This is a genomic window from Kitasatospora sp. NPDC101235, from assembly GCF_044767505.1.
Lineage (GTDB): Bacteria > Actinomycetota > Actinomycetes > Streptomycetales > Streptomycetaceae > Kitasatospora.
Genome location: NZ_JBIWNZ010000010.1, coordinates 242,937 through 258,639 on the forward strand (window position 1 = coordinate 242,937; position 15,703 = coordinate 258,639).

The following is a 15,703-nucleotide window of genomic DNA, read 5'->3' on the forward strand; positions in this document are numbered from 1 at the left end:
GACGGTTCACTCCCACTCCTCGGAGACGGACGGGGCGGGTACGGGTGCGGTGCCGGGCGGGCCGCCGTGGGTCCAGGGGGTGTCGTCCGGCTCGGGCAGCGGAGCGGACTGGCGCACCGTCAGTTCGAACAGGGTGAAGGTGACCGGCTCGCCGGGCTCGGGCAGACTGCCCGGCTCCGGCTCCTTCTTGCGGCCCATGCCGGAGAGCACCCGCAGGGTGAGGGTGCCCTCGGCGGCGTCCACCGCGACGATCTCCGCCTTCTGCGCGGACGGACCTCCCCCGGCCTCCGGCCGGGGGGACCCCCATACCCGGTGCACCTCCCGGCCGAGGTCCGCGTGCGGGCGGTCGGCGGTGCGCAGGGTGACCAGCGGGCGCGGCTTGGGGGAGCGGCCGGTGGTGTCCCAGTCCGGCACCACCTCCGTCACCACGCCGCTGAACGCCTCGCCGGCCAGCCGGTGCTCGGCCATCGCCAGCGGGTCGTCCAGCGCCTCCTGGACGTCGAGGCGGGCCTGCTCGCGCTCGCGCTGGGCGAGCTTGCGGGCGGCGGTGACGGCGTCGTCCTGCCGGGGCTGCGGCGGCTCACCGGCCGCTAGCCGGTCCCGGTGGCCGGTGTAGGACCAGCGGTCGCCGGTCCAGCGCTCCTCCAGGTGGCCGGCCGGCGGCAGGGCGCGCAGCAGGTCCAGGCCCTGCCAGACGTCCCGCCAGGTGGGCAGCAGGACGGGCGTCAGCGCCTCCTCCAGCGCCGTCACCGCGGCCCGTACGGCCGCCCGGGCGCGCTCGGCGGCGGCCTCGTCGCGCTGCTCGGTGCTGTGCTGCAGGGCGCCCACGGCGGAGTCGTAGCGGGCGATCGCCGGGGCGAGGACGAACTCGTCGAAGCGGGGGTCGGTGGCCGGGCCGGCCGGCGGGTGCAGCAGCTGCCCCCGGTCGTCCCGGGCGGACTCGGCCAGCTCGGCCGCCTGCGCGCCGGTCAGGCCGTCCGGCGGGCGGTGCCAGGCGAGCCGGGCCGCCAGGTGCTGGTCCTCCAGGTGGCTCTGGCCGGTCGCCCAGTGCCGGGCCAGCAGGCCGGTCATCGGCAGCAGCAGCGAGGAGCCGGGCACCTGGGCGCGGTCGGTGAGGTGGGTCAGCCAGCGGCCGAGCAGCGGCACCCGGACCGGTGCCGGGTAGGGCCCCGGCTCCTCGTCCTCGGCGGTGCGGCGGAAACGGGTCGAGCGGCCGATCAGGGCGAGGTGGTGCACGCCCGCGCTGTTGGGCACGATCAGCTGCGGGGCGTCCGCGCACAGCTCGCGGAACACCTGGGTCTTCTCGCCGGTCTCCGGGTCCTTCTCGGAGCCCTCGATCTGTTCGACGTCCTCGGCGAAGGACTCCAGGTAGGGCAGCAGGTCGGCGGCCAGCTCGGCCAGGAAGTCGAACCGCAGGGTGCGGTTGAGCGGCTGCGGCACCAGGTGCAGCCGGGGCGCGTCCCGGTCGGTGCCGAGCATCACCGCGAGCGGCGCGCCGGACTCACCGGCGGCGGTCAGTGGGACCAGCACCATCGGGCGCTCCGACAGGTGCCGGTGCCGGACGGTGGCCAGCGGCTCGGCCCGACCGCTGCGGACCGCCTCCAGCCGGGCGAGGGTGGTCAGCAGACTCATGCGGAGGCCCCCAGGGCCGCCATCCCCTGGGCTGCCGTCCTCAGGGTCGCCGTCCCCAGCGCCTCGGCGCGCAGGGCGGCCGCGTAGGCCAGGCGCTCGGCGGCGTCGTCCGCGCCGTCCAGGTCGTCGCTCTTCGTGCCGGCGGCGGCCAGCGCCTCGGCGACCGTACGGATGCTGCCCAGCTCGCCGCGCACACCCCGGCCGAGCTGCTCGACCCGGTCGTCGCAGCGGGCCCGGGCTCGGCAGTGGAAGCCGAGTTCGCAGGTGGAGAGGCAGTCCGGGCTGTACGCGGCGGGCACCGCCTCGACCGAGGCGGCCAGCTGTTCGGTGGTCCGCGCCGGTGCGCCGTCCTCGTCGGCGGCCAGGTCGAAGTCGGCGTCCGGCGGCAGCGCTGCCAGCAGCCCGCCGATGCCGGTCATCCGGCCCAGCTGGCGGCGGGTGGTGGCCAGCTCGCGGCGGACGTCCACGGCGACCGCGGTCGGCCGGTTGCCGAAGTCCTTCGGGCAGACCAGCAGCACGCTGGTGCGCGGGCTGCCCGGCAGCCGCTGCTCGGTGTACGGGTCCTCGTCGAGCGGCTGCCCGGCCGCCGTGGCGGCGGCCCGCTGGAGCGCCAGCACGTACACGGCGGCCTGCCGGGCGGCGGCGCCGACCTTGGCCGGGTCCGCGCTGCCGTCCAGCACCGGGAAGGACTTGATCTCGACCACGGTGCACCGCCCGCCGTGCACCACCAGCGCGTCCGGCTCCAGGTAGGCGGTGCTGCCGGCCACCTCCAGGCGCAGCATCGGGTGGTCCAGCAGCGTCCAGGCCTCCGGGTCGGCGGCGGCCCGGGCCAGCGCCTCGGCCGTCCGGTCGGCGCGCACGGCCGGGCCGGAGCGGTGCAGCAGGTCCGGCACCCGGAGCGGGGCGTGGCCGTCTGCCGGGACGCCCAGGTGGTGGCGGAGCGGCTCCAGCAGCGGGGCGTAGCCGTCCGCCTTCAGCCGGGACTCGAAGATCACGCCGCGGGCGATGGCGAAGGGGGACTGGCCGAAGGGGGCGGGGCGGCCGAGCCGGGCCGCCAGCGCAGACTTGTCCACCCCGGCCGCGTCGAGCACGGCGCGGCGGTGGCAGCCCGGATTGGCGGCGAGCGCGGCGAGGGAGCGGGCGTTCAGACTGCGCTGCGGGGCCGGTCCGCGCAGCTCCGCGAGCCGCTGGGCGAGCGGCTCAGCGGGCCCGCCGGGCGGGACGTTCGTCGAGACGTTCATGGTGCGGCCCAGTGTCGCATCCGGGTCCGACAGCGCGGTGCGGACCGGCCGTTGGGCGACGCACCGGGTGGCCGGAACCGCATGCCCGGCAGGCTGCGGTCACCGGCGTGCGGCCGTGGCCGCCGGTACGGCCCCGCGTCGTGGCCGCCGTCCGGGTGGGGGATCATGGAGCCCGGTGCTCAATGGTGAGACCGACCGTTGCCACCGCCCGTTGCGAGGAGCTGCCCATGCCCTGCCGAATCGTGCTGGTCCGCCACGGCGAGACCGAGTGGTCCGCCACCGGCCGCCACACCGGCCGCACCGACATCCCGCTGACCGAGGAGGGCCGGGCGATGGCCCGGGCCCTCGGCGCCCGACTCGCCAAGGCCCCCTGGAACGGGCTGCCGGACGCGCTCGTCTACACCAGCCCACTCGGCCGCGCCAAGGAGACCTGCGAGCTGGCCGGGTTCGGCGACCGCGCGGTGGAGCGTCCGGAGCTGATGGAGTGGGACTACGGCCGGTACGAGGGCCGCACCGGTGCGGACATCCGGGCCACCGACCAGCCCGGCTGGCTGATCTGGCGCGACGGGGTGCCCGGCGGCGAGAAGCTCTCCGAGGTGGCCGCCCGGGTGGACGCCTTCCTGGCCGACCTCAACGACGAGCACGGCGTCCCGGACCCGGACACCACCGTGATGCACTGCGCGGACCGGGACGTCGTCCTGGTCGCGCACGGCCACCTGCTGCGCATCCTGACCGCGCGCTGGCTGGGCCTGCCGCCCGAGTTCGCCCAGCGGTTCAAGCTCGGCACTGCCGCGCTCTGCGTGCTGTCCTGGGAGTACGGCGCTCCGGCGGTGGAGGTCTGGAACGACCTGTCCCACCTGGAGGGCCCGGGCGCCGGGCACTGACCTCCGGCCCGGCGGGAGACGTCGTCGGCACACGGGAGGCGGAGCGCGGTTGCTCTGCCTCCGAACGAGCACCGGCGGCCGAATGCCGTGGGCGGCAGAGCGCCTGTGGCGGAGTCCGTGAGGCGGGCCTCAGGCCGCCGCCCGGTCGTAGTCGGTCAGGAACCGGCGCACCTCGGGCACCGCGACGTGCGGGCGCAGCCGTCCGGCGGTGTCCGCGAGCATGCTCCGGATCCGGGCCGAGCCGACGGCGCCGAACAGTGCGACGGCGGCCGAGCCGTGGTGTGCCGCACCCGCCAGGTCCCCGCGGCCGAGCCGGTCGTGGGCCAGCTCGGCGGTGTACAGCACCCGGTTGCGGACGAAGTGCGGCTTCTGGAGCGTTATCGCCAGCCCGGCCTGCTCGCTGGCGCGGTCCCAGTCGCCGAGTGCGGACCAGCACTGCGCCTGGAGGCCGGCGATCTCGGCCTCGCCGAAGAAGGACATCCACTCCGGGTCCTGCTCGCCGGGGCCCCGGTCGAACAGGGCGTACGCCCGGCCGAGCGCGCGCTCGCAGGAGGCGCGGTCCTGGAGCAGCGCCCAGGCGCCGGCCTCGCGCATGGTCAGCAGGGCGAGCAGCCGGTCGGAGTCCAGCCCCCGGGCGGCGACCTGCCCGGCCTGGGCGGCGCGCAGCGCCTCGCGCGGGCGGCCGGCGTCCCGGGCGAGGAAGGCGCTGTTGCAGAAGACGTGTGCCTCCAGGGCGGAGTCCCCGGCCATCCGGGCGGTGGCGAGTGCCTCGGAGTAGAACGAGCGGGCGTCCGCGAGGCGGTTCGAGTCGTGCGCCAACCAGCCGACCGAGATGGCGAGTTCGCCCGCCCCGGCCTGGAGTCGGCGCTCCGTCTCGGCGCTGTACTCGCACTCGTTGAGCAGCACGTACGCGTTGCGCAGCGACTGTCCGGCGAGTTCGTACAGGGCGTCGGCGCCGTGCGCGTCGTCGGCCAGCCGGATCTCCCGGACGGCCTGTTCGACGCCGAGCACCTCGGCTGCGCCGACCCGGCGCAGCGGTGCCACCGGCCAGGGCCGGCCGGGCACCAGCGGTTCGCCGCCGAGCGGCGACGGTGCGGTGAACTCCGCACCGGGAATGGCGCCTTGGCCGGTGAGTGCACCGGAGGCGCCGTCGGCACCGGCCTGTCGGCCGGCGGCCGCGGCCGGTCGGTCGATGCCGATCACGGTGGCCAGCGCGGTGGTGCCGCCGGCCAGGAACGTACGGCGACGCACGTCGTCGTTCTCCTCGTCGAGATAGGGCGATCCATCGGGCCCCCGGGGCACCGCGCCGGGGCTCGGCCACGGGGGCCCGTCCGGAGCGGCTGGATCCGCGTACGGCGAGGCAGCGTACGGGAGTTGAGTGGAGAGAGGTGAGCGCGGGGCGGGCAGGGGCGGGAACGTCGGGTGGAGCGGAGGCGGTTCGACCCGTCCACCGGACGCGTCCGCCGGGCGGCGGCGGACGGAGGTCCGGGGGGCGAAGCCGAGGTCGGCGAGCGTGCGGTTCGGCCACATGTGCCGGAACACCCGCTCGTAGGCGTAGTTGGGGCAGCGGATCTCACCGGACTCGACCCGTCCGACGTAGCGGGCGTCGCAGGACACGTGCTCGCCGATCTCGCGAGCGGCCCTGCGGACGGCCGTGGCGAACTCGCCCGGTGAGCGGTCGCCGCGCAGTGCGCGCATCACGGTGTTGGGGGACGGTCGGTTCGGCTCGGCCGGTGGGGTGGCTGCCATGGCGCAGAGAGTACTCGGAGTCACCGAGTGGCCACATTCGGTTGGCGGGACATTGGCCGTCAATCCAGGGCAAAACGGTCGATGTTGCGGGATATCTGCCATGAAATGCCATGCCTTGCTGTAAGGCGCCCCGTGGCCTGCGGTGCGCCCGCCGCGTTGTCCTGGTACGCGGAAAAGCCCACGCCGTCGCCCCCGGCCCGTCCCAGCCCGGCGGCCCGTCCCAACGGCTGTGCTTCCGGACCCGACGAGGTACAGGAGGGCCAATGACGGCCACCGGACTGCCGCAGTACCGACCCGTCCCCGGGGGAGTGCTCGCCGGCGCGGCTCCCGCCCTGCTCCCCGAACCCGGCGACGACCGGGCCCCGGGCCGGGGCCCGGCCGAGGGCGGCCGCGTCCCCCGCGGCGGCCGCCGGCGCGAACGCGCCGCCCCCGACGAGGGCACCCTCGTCACCGCCTGCGACACCGTGACCGTCGCCCTGCGGCACGGTCTGGAGGCCGTCGACATCCTGAGACTGCGCCGCGCCTGCGGAGTCGTCCTGCAGAGCCGCAACGGCAGCACCGTCTCCTTCCTCGTCCCGGCCGGCACCTGGGAGACCTGGCACCTGCCCGGCAGCTCCTGTACCGCGGGCGCGCTCGTGCCCGTCGCCACCGACCCGCGCTGGGTGATCCCGCCCTCCGGCGTCGGCCGCGCCGCGCGCCCCACCGACGCCTGGGTGCTCCGCTCCGCCCTCTGCGAGGCCGCCTGCACGCTCACCGCAGGCGGCCTCGGCCCGTTCTAGCAGGCGTACCGCGCGGATCCCGCCGGGCCCGTGAGCCTCCGGCCGGGTCCCCGCGGTACGCCCCTGACCTGTGGGTGTCCCTCCTCGGCGGCGATAATGGCCGGCATGGGACGAAGCAGCAGAGCCGCGCGCGGCCCGGAGCCGGCGACCACCACCGGACCGGGCGGACGCACCCACGCCCAGGGTCCGCTCAGCCGTCCCGTCGGCTCCGGCCTGGCCGAGCTGCGCCCGGACCGCGACCGCCCCGCCGCCTGGTCGCTGTTGATCGACGGCGCCCCGCAGTCCCTGGTCGACCTCGCCGACCCCACCCACCTCGGCTTCGAGTACCAGCGCCGGCTCGGCCACCTGATCGACCTGGTCGCACCGCCCGGCCGCCCGCTCACCGTCCTGCACCTCGGCGGCGGAGCCCTCACCCTGGCCCGCTACACCGCCGCGACGCGGCCGCGCTCCCGCCAGCAGGTCGCCGAGATCGACACCGCGCTCACCGAACTCGTCCGCGCGGAACTCCCGTTGGAGCGCGGCTGGCAGATCAAGGTGCGTGGCGCGGACGCCCGCAGCGTGCTGGAACGCACGCCCGAGGGCAGCGTCGACCTGGTGATCACCGATGTCTTCTCCGGGGCTCGCACCCCGGCCCACTGCACCACCGTCGAGTTCACCACCCTCGCGGCCCGCGCCCTCGCCCCCGGCGGCTGGTACACCGCCAACATCGCCGACGGCGGCGCCCTGCCCTTCGCCCGCTCCCAGGTCGCCACCCTCGGCGCGGTCTTCCCCGAACTGTGCCTGATCGCCGACCCCGCCGTGCTGCGCGGCAAGCGCTTCGGCAACCTCGTCCTGGCCGCCGCCCACACCCCGCTCCCGATCGCCGACCTCACCCGCCGCGCCGCCTCCGACTCCGCCCACGCCCGGGTCGAACACGGCCGCGCCCTCACCGACTTCGCGGCCGGCGCCACCCCGGCGACGGATGCCACGGCGGCTCCGTCCCCGGAACCGCCGCCGGGGGTGTTCCGCTGACGGCCCGCCCGTCGCCGCACGAGCGCCGGGACCGAAGGCCCAACGCGGGTGGGCCGCGTCAACCTGCCGGGCCCGCCCCCGGACAGCCGTCGTCCCGCGCGTCCCGCTGGTGCTCCTCCGTACCGGGCCGCCTGCCGTAAAACCGTTGGCGGACGACCGAGTCGCGGCCGACAATGGCGCTGCCATCCGGCCACCGACCCGAGGGGGCGCCATGGAGATCAGACCGGCCCGGCCGGAGGAGGCCGCGCTGCTCACCGGCATCGCGCTGCGGGCCAAGGCGTACTGGGGCTACGACGAGGCGTTCATGGCCGCCTGCCGGGCGGAGCTGGTCGTGGACGCCGGCGTGATCGAGCGGTCGGCCACGACGGTGGCCGAGGACGGCGGGCGGGTGCTGGGGTTCGTCTCGCTCTCCGGCGCACCGCCGACCGGGTCGCTGGACCTGCTCTTCGTCGAGCCCGAGTCGATCGGCCGCGGCATCGGCCGCGCGCTGTTCGAGCAGGCCCGGAGCCTTGCCGCGGCGCTAGGCCTGCGCCGGCTCACCATCGACTCCGACCCGAACGCCGAGCCGTTCTACCTGGCGATGGGGGCCACCCGGATCGGCAGCGTCCCGTCCGGCTCGATCCCGGGGCGTGAACTCCCGCAGCTGGTCCTTCACCTGGCGACGCCCTAGGCAGGGGGCCGGCCGCCGCCGCCCGGGCCCGCTCAGTGGCCGCGGGGCAGTCCGCGGTGCTTGCACATGGCCGCCCCGGTGAGCAGCAGCCCGGCGGCGATGGGGGCGAGAACGGCGGTCGCGGTGGCGGGGCCGTCACCGGAGGTGGCCGCCGCGGCGGTGCCGGTGATGGCCACCGGTTCGGGATTCCTGCCGCCGCCCGGTACGGCGGGAGCCGTGGAGCCGGGCGTCCGGTCGGGCTCGGTGGCGGGCGCGGCCTCGTCGACGGCCGTGGCCGCCGCCTCCTGGACCACCGGTCCGTCCGCGGCCTCGGGCTGCCGGGGAGCGGTGGGACGGGCGGCCCTGGCGTGGCGTTGGCCGGCGGAGGGCAGGTCGGCGGCCCCACCCTCATGGGAGTCGCGGAGCCGGTCGGGCCGGGTCCGGGCGGGGACGGTGCCGAGCAGGCCGGAGGCGAGTGCGAAGGCGTCGGGAACGGCCGCCCGCTGGCCGGGCAGTGGCAGGCCGCCGGCCCGGATGCGTTCCTGGAGGGCGTCGCCGACCGCCCCGCCGACCCCCGCGACCCCGTCGGCCGGGCCGCCGCCGGCCGGCTCCCCGGCGGGCCCGGGGGAGCGGTTCGGCGGGGCGCCCGCCGACAACCCGGGCCCGACGGGACGTTCGGCTGACTGCCCGTCGAGGGCGGGCCCACCGAACGCCGGCCGGTCGAGCGCCGGTGCGTCGTGCAACGCGTGGCGGACGGCGGGTCGGGCCGGCCCCGGCGGCGGGTCGGCGGCGGCCGCGTACGCCCCGGGGGCGCCGAAGCCCCAGAGCTGTGCGAGCAGGGCCCCGGCGGCCGCGACGAAGCGGGGGCGGGGCAGCCACCGGGCGATCCCGCGGCGGGCTCCGGTGACGCCGGCGGGGGCGGGTTCCCGGGGCTTGGTCGCGTGATTGGCTCGCACGTGAGTCGAGAACGAGCGGACGGGCGGTGAGGTCACGCCTGCCGTCACGGACAGTCATTGTGCGGGTGGCCCCGGGGCCGGCGCTCCCGGGGCCACCGACCGTCTGGCGGTCAGGAGTTGGGGCGCAGGGTCCAGGTGACCGTCATCACGCCGGTGACGGCGCCGTCGGCGCGGGTGATCTCGACGGTGACCGGGAACTCGGGCCGGCCGCCGGCGTCCAGCTCGGCGACGACCTCGGCGGCCGGGCGGCCGAGCACGGCAGTGGCGGTGACGACGCCCATGGCGAGCTTCTTGTACGCGATCTCGGCGTTCACGGCGAGCGGCACGGCCCGGGACAGCTGCTCGCCGAAGGCGGCGAGCACGATGCAGCCGCTGGCGGACTCGGCCAGCGTGAACATCGCGCCGGCGTGCGGGCCGCCGACGTGGTTGTGGTACGCGGGCTGGTCCGGCAGCCGGAGCACGGCGCGCTCCGGGGTGGTCTCCAGGTACTCCAGCTTCAGGGTGTGCGCCATCGGCACGGTGGAGTCGAGCATCTGGCCGATCGTAGGTGTGGTCATGGCGACGATGTTACTAGTCAGTAGCTTCCGGTGGCAGGGGCGGGCGGAAAGCCGGCCCGGCGGGCGCGTGTGAGGGAGCGCACATACCGGTGGGGGAGTGCGCAACTGAGGCCGTGCACGCTGAGGGAACGCGAAAACGCCCGAGGGGCCGATCTCTTGAAGAGATCGGCCCCTCGGGCTCTGGGGTGAGTGACGGGACTCGAACCCGCGACCACCTGGACCACAACCAGGTGCTCTACCAACTGAGCTACACCCACCATCTGTCCGGTCCGTTCCCGCTCTCGCGTTCCCGTTCCGACAGGAAGAACTCTACAGGATCCGAGAGGGTGCTCGCGCCAGGGTTTCGTTCCGGCGAACACGGGCACCCCCTCAGGCCCTCCGGTGAGGTTCCGCCGGTGGTCCCGCCGGTGGTCCCGGGGCCGCCCGGCGGGCGCTCTCGGGGACAGTCCGGCGGGCGGGCCCGGGCTCAGCTCGCCGGGGCCTGGTACTTCCCGGCGATCGCCCGCGCGGTGTCGGCGTCCGGACCGGGCTGCGGGACGAACACCGCCTCGCGGTAGTACCGCAGTTCGTCGATGCTCTCCCGGATGTCGGCGAGCGCCCGGTGGTTGCCGCCCTTCTGCGGGCTGTTGTAGTACGCCTTCGGGTACCAGCGGCGGGCCAGCTCCTTGATCGAGGAGACGTCCACGATCCGGTAGTGCAGGTGCTTCTCCAGGGCCGGCATGTCCCGGGCCAGGAAGCCGCGGTCGGTGGCCACCGAGTTTCCGCACAGCGGGGTCTTCCCGGCCTCCGGCACGTGCTCGCGCACGTAGGCGAGCACCCGCTCCTCGGCCTCGGCCAGGGTCACACCCTGCTCCAGCTCCTCCAGCAGCCCGGAGGCGGTGTGCATGGCGCGCACCACCTCGGGCATGTTCGCCAGCGCCTCCGCCGGCGGCCGGATGATGACGTCCACGCCCTCGCCGAGGATGTTCAGCTCGGAGTCCGTCACCAGCACCGCGACCTCGACCAGGGCGTCCCGGTCGAGGTCGAGGCCGGTCATTTCACAGTCGATCCATACCAAACGGTCATTCACGCAACTCACCCTACGGCGCGATCACGCGCCGCGGGGACCGGTGGAGCCGAGCGGGGTGCCTCGGCCTGGTGCTCCTCCGGCCCGTCGTGCGTGCCGTGGCCCTCCGGGCGCTCGCCCTCCCGGCCGGTCCGGACCGCGTGGCCGTCCCGTCCGGTCCGGACCTCGCGCGCAGCCCGGGCGCCCTCGGCCGCGGGCCGGGCGGCCTGGCCGCGGACCTGCGGAGCCCGCGCCTGGCGGCCCCGGAGCTCGCCCGGGCCGGAGCCCGGCTGCCCGGTCGGGGCCGGCATCCGCCCGGCGGCCGCGCCGTGACCGCGCCCGGCCGCACCCGGCTCGTCCGCGGGCCGCTCGGCCGCGCTCCGGTGCCCCTGGCCCTGGCCGCGCACCCCCGGCTGGGGGAGGCCGTCCTCCGCGGCCGCGTGCTCGGCGGTGCGCGGCGGACGTCCGGTCCCCGCTCCCGGCCCGGCCTGCGGCGGAACCACCGGCGGCCGCAGCGGACCGCGCCCAGTCGCACCCTGCTGCCCGGGGTGCGGCTGCTGCGCGGCCTGCTGGTGCGGGTACGGCTGACCGGCGCGGGCGTGGAAGGCCTGGCCGGCCGGCGTCCCGACCTGTCCCGGACCGAACCCGCCGGGCTGACCGTGCGCTCCCGGCTGCCCGTGGCCGATCTGCTGACCGTGCGGGCCGACCGGCACCGGCGCCCCCGGACCGGTCGGGAACGGCTGCGCCGACGGCACACCGTGCGCCCCGCCGAACAGCGGCCCGCCCGCCGGGGCGACCGCGCCCGCCGGGTGCGGCAGTGCTCCGGACAGCCGCAGGTCGCCGAGCCCTCCAGCCGTCGCGGGCGGCTGCTGGCCGGGCCGGCGGGCCCGGTAGCTGGTCCGGTACGCGGCCGGGGAGACTCCGAGCTGGCGGCGGAAGTGCCCGCGCAGCGCCACCGGTGAACGGAACCCGCAACGGCGCGCGACGTCGTCCACCGACAGTTCCGAGGTCTCCAGCAGCCGCTGTGCCTGAAGCACCCGCTGGGTGATCAGCCACTGCAACGGCGCGCTGCCGGTGAGCGTGCGGAACCGCCGGTCGAAGGTGCGCCGGCTCATGTACGCGCGAGCCGCCAGCACCTCGACGTCGAACTGCTGGTTGAGGTTCTCCAGCGCCCAGGTGACCACCTCGGCCAGCGGGTCGTTGCCGATCTCCTCCGGTAAAGACTGATCGATGTACTGGGCCTGTCCTCCGCCGCCGCGGCGGCTCGGCACCACCAGGCGGCGGGCCAGAGCGTTGGCCGCCTCGGCGCCGTGGTCGCTGCGCACCACGTGCAGGCACAGGTCGATGCCGGCGGCGGTGCCGGCCGAGGTGAGCACGTCGCCGTCGTCGACGAACAGCTCGCGCGGATCGACGTGGACCCGCGGGTAGCGCTTGGCCAGCGTCGGCGCGTACATCCAGTGGGTGGTCGCCGGGCGGCCGTCGAGCAGACCGGCGGCGGCCAGTACGAAGGCGCCGGTGCAGAGCCCGATGATCCGGGCGCCCTCGTGATGGGCCTTCCGCAGGGCGGTGATCGCCTCGACCGGCGGGGGCTGGGAGATCGAGCGCCAGGCCGGTACGACGATCGTGCCGGCCCGGGCGAGAGCCTCCAGGCCGTACGGCGCGGAGAGGGTCAGGCCGCCGGTGGTGGCCAGCGGGCCCTCCTCCCCGGCGCAGACCAGCAGGCGGTAGCGGGGCACCCCGGCGTCCTGGCGGTCCACGCCGAAGACGGACAGCGGGATGGAGCTCTCGAAGATCGGGGCGCCGCCGAAGATCAGCACCGCGACGGTCTCCCGGCGGCGCCGGCCGGACAGCTTGCGCGGGGCGGAGGCCGTCACCGGGGTCGGGGAGCCGTTCGCGCCGGGCCCGCCGTGGCCCAGCGGACCGTGGCCGGAGGTGGCGCCGAGCGCGAGGCCGCCGAGCGGACCGCCGCCCGGCCCGGGGGCGGCACCGGGGGCGCCGTTCAGACCCGGGGTGCCGCCGCCGTAGCCGGGGTGGCCGGAATGAGCGAGGTGCCCGGGGTGGCTGGAATGGCCCGGGTGCTCGCCGCCGTAGGCCGGAACGGTGCTGACGATCCCTCGACTGACGTGCTGTCCGCCGTAGGGCGGTCCGCCGAAGGCGGGCTGGCCTCCGTAGGGGGACTGGGCGCCGTAGGGCGTAGCCGCGCCGTGGTCGGCGGTGGTCGGTGCCGCACCGGGGCCGACGCCGGGGCCCGCCCCGGGGGAGGGCACTGCGGAGTACGAGGAGTGCGAGGCGGCGCCCGGAGTGCCGGAGGTGCGGGTGGTGGCGGCGATCGCGGTGGTGCCAGTGCTTCTCGCGGACCGACCCGCGCTGCCGGCCGCCGCCTGGCCGCTGTCAGGACCCGCGTCGCTCCTGCTCACCCTGCTCAAGGCGCTCAAGCCCCCTCGGTGGTGTGGTGTGGGTGGTGCGGCACTGCTAGCCAAGATCGAAATCTATCGGGTGGACCATTGCCGTTGTGACAAGTTCACCATCCGACGCTATGTCGACATGGCAATTTGGCGTGATGCATTCGATCACGAAGCGTGGCACCCGTCGACCTTTCTGGGAAGAGGGCCGGGGCAACGGTGGCTGGTTGTCGCGGGGCGGTTCCTGGGGCGTCCGCCTCCGGTGCACCCGGCCGACAGGTCTGGGCTGCGGATTTGCCCAAGCGGGAGGGATCGGCGCGAAATTGACCGAAAATCGGCGGTGCACGAGGGGGCGCACGGGGAGAAGTCGTGCGCCTCCCAGGCTTCATCCGGCCAAGCCCGGTACGGCGGAACCGGGAACCGGACCGCCGGGCTACGGTCCTGCCGTGAACACCGACAGCCGGCTCGAACGGGCCAACGACAATGCCGCCGCCTTCTGGCTCGCCCAAGCCCGCGTCCACGGCTGGCAGTCCCGCACCCGCCCGGGGCTGACCGCGGTCCGGTGCGCCCGGACCCCGGACGATGCGCACCGCATCGTGGTGACCCGCCCCTACGACGAACCGGCCGTGGTCGAGCAGGAGTTGGCTGACCTGATGGCCGATTGGTCGACCATACGCTGCACCGTCGAGGACCCGTACGACGGGCTCGACCTCTCCGGCCTCGGCGCCACCCGGATGCCGATCATGCCGGTGATGGTCCGGGACCCCGGACCGGTCGAGGGAGCGACCACCGTCCTGCCCGCGGTCTCGGAGGCGCACGGAGGCGGCGTCCTGACGGTCGATGAGGCGCGGGACGGCGACAGCTTCGCGGTGGTCGAGCGGACGATCGTGGAGGGCTTCCCGCTGCCCGCCCGACAGCCCTGGGTCCGGGCTGAGGCCCTCCCGGAACAACTGCTGGACGTACCCGGCTGGCGGGGCTGGCTCGGCCGCGTCGACGGTGCGGTGGCGGGCACCTGCCTCACCTACGACGACGGCCGGGCCACCGGCGTGTACTGGGTCGCCACCCTGCCCGATCGGCGCGGCCAAGGGGTGGCCCACGCCGTCCTCCGGACCGCTCTGGCCCACGCACACCCGGACCGCCCGGCCACCCTGGTCGCCACCTCGCTCGGCGAACCGCTCTACCGCAAGCTCGGGTTCGTCGAGCAGGCCCGTACCTGCTGGTGGACCCGTGTCGCGGCGGAGCCGGCGGGCAGGTGACGTGGGCGGGGCGGGCGGAGTAGGCGGACGGCTGACGGGGAGGCTGACGGCTGACGGCTGACGGCTGACGGGGGCGGCTGACGGGGGCGGGGCGCGGGGGCTCGGGGCGTTGGGGAGGTCAGGAGGGCAGGAGGGCGGTGCCGGGGCGTCGTAGGGATGCGGAGGGGTGGCCGGGGCGCTACTGCGCGGCCGCCACCGGGGCAGCGGACGCCGTGGACGACGCCGCGGTGGGCACAGCGCCGAAGACGGTCCGGGCGTGCGCGGCGCCGTCGGCCCCGGCGGTGGGCGGTACCGGGCGGACGGCCCCGGCTGTGGCCGTAGCCGTAGCCGTGGCCGTGGTCGTGGCTGGGGTCGGGGCTGTGACGGCGGCCGCCGCCGGTGCGGGACGGGGGCCGTCCGTGACCGGACCAGGTCTGCCGCCCGCCCGGGCCCGGGAGCCCGCTCCGGTGGCAGGGCGGGCCTCGGCGATCACGGCAAACCCACTGGGTCGGTTTCGGACACCGGGCCCGTCTGCGGGGACGGGCTCGCCGACCGTCCCGGCGGTCACGGGAACGGAAGCACTCGGGCCGTCCGGGGCGGCCACCGCACGATGTGCGCCGGACCGTGCGCCGACCAGCGCCGTCGCGCGTACTGGCACTCCCGCTGCGGCCTTCCGGAGCGGCCCGCCGGAACGGACGCCAGGCCGGGGTGAGGGCGCGTTCCGCGCGGCGAGCACCTGGCCGACGGCCTCCGGCAGGCCGGCCGCCTTCAGCGTCGGCCGGTAGCCGCTCTCCGCCCACGGCCGGCCGTGGTGCAGCCAGACGCTGCGCAGCCCGGTCAGTTCGGCACCGGCGATGTCAGCGGGCGCGTGGTCCCCGATCATCCAGGTGTGTTCGGCCCAGTCTCCGGTGGGGGCGATGCCGCACCGCCGGGCGGCCATCTGGAAGATCAGCGGGTCCGGTTTGACGCAGTCGGCCTCCTCGGAGATGACCCAGCCGTCGACCAGCGAGCCAAGCCCGGTCCGCCGGATCTTCTCCAACTGCGGCCGGGTGCCACCGTTGCTGACGATCCCGAGGGTCCACCCGGCCGCCCGGGCGGAGCGCAGCGCCTCGACGTGCCGGGGCGGGCAGTGGATGTGGGAGTTGATGCCGCGTCGGTAGTGGGCCAGCAGGACGTCGGCGGAGACGTTCAGCCCGTAGCGGCGCCGGACCGCTGACAGTACGGTGCTGCGCGGTACGTAGCCGCCGCCGTCGAGGGTGACGAACCAGTCGACATCGCCCGGCGGGAGGTCGTGTTCGGACAGGAGGCTCTGTGCCCAGGCCCGGTAGGCGGCGTCCCGGGGCAGCAGGGTGTTGTCGAGGTCGAACAGGAGCAGGGGCATGCCAAGCATGGTGCCAGCGGCTGCACCTATGCACCTGGCAAATGCCAGACGGCGTCGCGAAGCCGTACGGAGTGGCTGAAACGGCCTCCGCACGCCCGTGACGGGCGGCGACGCACGGGGCGGCCGGGGTTGTTGGGAGCAGATCGGACGTCACGGTTCGCGACGTGTCGCAACGGATCGTC

12 protein-coding genes, 1 tRNA gene and 1 pseudogene are annotated in these 15,703 nt (G+C 75.8%); 5 read left to right on the forward strand and 9 right to left on the reverse strand.

All coding sequences use genetic code 11. From position 1 onward, the window contains the following. Positions 1 to 6: 6 nt before the first annotated feature. Positions 7 to 1,632, reverse strand: a complete 1,626-nt coding sequence (locus ACIRRH_RS19355; protein ID WP_403068492.1) for a hypothetical protein — start codon at positions 1,630 to 1,632, stop codon at positions 7 to 9. Next, positions 1,629 to 2,873, reverse strand: coding sequence for a hypothetical protein (locus ACIRRH_RS19360; RefSeq protein WP_403068495.1), 1,245 nt, complete (start codon positions 2,871 to 2,873; stop codon positions 1,629 to 1,631). The genes ACIRRH_RS19355 and ACIRRH_RS19360 overlap by 4 nt, the downstream gene beginning before the upstream one ends. A 227-nt stretch (positions 2,874 to 3,100) precedes the next feature. Here ACIRRH_RS19360 and ACIRRH_RS19365 point away from each other — a divergent pair, with 227 nt between their 5' ends. After that, the gene (locus ACIRRH_RS19365; RefSeq protein WP_403068498.1) at positions 3,101 to 3,757 is read left to right on the forward strand and encodes a histidine phosphatase family protein; all 657 of its coding nucleotides are present in this window, start codon (positions 3,101 to 3,103) and stop codon (positions 3,755 to 3,757) included. Between the two features lie 129 nt (positions 3,758 to 3,886). On the opposite strand, the gene ACIRRH_RS19370 is transcribed toward ACIRRH_RS19365, so the two are convergent. Beyond that, entirely contained in the window at positions 3,887 to 5,506 is a 1,620-nt protein-coding gene (locus tag ACIRRH_RS19370) for a tetratricopeptide repeat protein (protein WP_403068501.1), read from the reverse strand. A gap of 263 nt (positions 5,507 to 5,769) precedes the next feature. Between ACIRRH_RS19370 and ACIRRH_RS19375 the strand changes: the two genes are divergently transcribed. The 3 genes from ACIRRH_RS19375 (at position 5,770) to ACIRRH_RS19385 (ending at position 7,966) form a co-directional block, all read left to right on the forward strand. Then, positions 5,770 to 6,285 carry a hypothetical protein gene (locus ACIRRH_RS19375; protein ID WP_403068503.1) on the forward strand — a complete coding sequence of 172 codons (516 nt, stop codon included), beginning with the start codon at positions 5,770 to 5,772 and terminating at the stop codon, positions 6,283 to 6,285. 105 nt (positions 6,286 to 6,390) lie between these two features. Then, the gene (locus ACIRRH_RS19380; RefSeq protein WP_403068506.1) at positions 6,391 to 7,296 is read left to right on the forward strand and encodes a spermidine synthase; all 906 of its coding nucleotides are present in this window, start codon (positions 6,391 to 6,393) and stop codon (positions 7,294 to 7,296) included. A gap of 211 nt (positions 7,297 to 7,507) precedes the next feature. Beyond that, positions 7,508 to 7,966 (forward strand): GNAT family N-acetyltransferase, encoded by a 459-nt coding sequence (locus ACIRRH_RS19385; protein WP_403068509.1) that lies wholly within the window; start codon positions 7,508 to 7,510, stop codon positions 7,964 to 7,966. 32 nt (positions 7,967 to 7,998) lie between these two features. On the opposite strand, the gene ACIRRH_RS19390 is transcribed toward ACIRRH_RS19385, so the two are convergent. The 5 genes and pseudogenes from ACIRRH_RS19390 to ACIRRH_RS19410 all read right to left on the reverse strand — a co-directional run. Continuing rightward, a complete protein-coding gene (locus ACIRRH_RS19390) occupies positions 7,999 to 8,901 on the reverse strand; it encodes a hypothetical protein (RefSeq protein WP_403068512.1) in 903 nt (300 codons plus the stop codon). 110 nt (positions 8,902 to 9,011) lie between these two features. Further along, positions 9,012 to 9,458: a DUF4442 domain-containing protein gene (locus ACIRRH_RS19395; RefSeq protein WP_403068515.1), complete on the reverse strand. Its 447-nt coding sequence runs from the start codon at positions 9,456 to 9,458 to the stop codon at positions 9,012 to 9,014. A 181-nt stretch (positions 9,459 to 9,639) separates the two neighbouring features. Continuing rightward, positions 9,640 to 9,715 (reverse strand) — tRNA-His (locus ACIRRH_RS19400). Between the two features lie 209 nt (positions 9,716 to 9,924). After that, positions 9,925 to 10,527, reverse strand: coding sequence for an oligoribonuclease (gene orn / locus ACIRRH_RS19405; RefSeq protein ID WP_403068518.1), 603 nt, complete (start codon positions 10,525 to 10,527; stop codon positions 9,925 to 9,927). An 847-nt stretch (positions 10,528 to 11,374) separates the two neighbouring features. After that, positions 11,375 to 12,377 (reverse strand): annotated as a pseudogene (locus ACIRRH_RS19410) (helix-turn-helix domain-containing protein); the annotation flags it as partial. A 974-nt stretch (positions 12,378 to 13,351) separates the two neighbouring features. On the opposite strand from ACIRRH_RS19410, the gene ACIRRH_RS19415 reads away from it, so the two are divergent. Further along, a complete protein-coding gene (locus tag ACIRRH_RS19415; protein ID WP_403068521.1) occupies positions 13,352 to 14,161 on the forward strand; it encodes a GNAT family N-acetyltransferase in 810 nt (269 codons plus the stop codon). 178 nt (positions 14,162 to 14,339) lie between these two features. On the opposite strand, the gene ACIRRH_RS19420 is transcribed toward ACIRRH_RS19415, so the two are convergent. Continuing rightward, positions 14,340 to 15,521, reverse strand: coding sequence for an HAD-IA family hydrolase (locus ACIRRH_RS19420; protein ID WP_403068524.1), 1,182 nt, complete (start codon positions 15,519 to 15,521; stop codon positions 14,340 to 14,342). Positions 15,522 to 15,703 lie beyond the last annotated feature (182 nt).